Annotated in this window: 1 tRNA gene; it reads right to left on the bottom strand. The window is 53.6% G+C overall.

Annotated elements, in window-relative coordinates:
* Window positions 1–194: 194 nt before the first annotated feature.
* Window positions 195–271, bottom strand: a tRNA-Met gene (locus M0654_RS22620).
* Window positions 272–375 lie beyond the last annotated feature (104 nt).

The raw sequence follows: 375 nt of genomic DNA, 5'->3' as shown, positions 1-375 counted from the left end.
CGGTTCGATCCTGGCTCAGATGGATGTCCTGGACTACATGGAGCGCCGCTTCCTAGCAGAGGTGCACGAAGATTTCGTAGACAAGCTGGACGCTGGCCTGATCGAGACCAAGAACAAGCAGGAGGCACTCATCGACAGCTACTGTGAGGAGATTTTGAAGCGCTATCCGGAATGGGCAGATTTACAAGTTTCGGTGGTTGCGGGGGCAGGATTTGAACCTGCGGCCTTCAGGTTATGAGCCTGACGAGCTACCGGGCTGCTCCACCCCGCGTTGTTTTTGTTTCGGGTTTATGGCCCGTGAGGGAGTGTTGTGTGTCGAGAAGATTGTGATCCATCTTTTTGTGATGGCATTGCCTTTAATAGACCTGGCAGCGA

It is taken from the genome of Neorhizobium turbinariae (assembly GCF_023223505.1).
Classification (GTDB): Bacteria; Pseudomonadota; Alphaproteobacteria; order Rhizobiales; family Rhizobiaceae; genus Neorhizobium; species Neorhizobium turbinariae.
The sequence above is the reverse complement of the archived record's forward strand: the minus strand, read 5'-3'. Positions and strand labels throughout refer to the sequence as shown.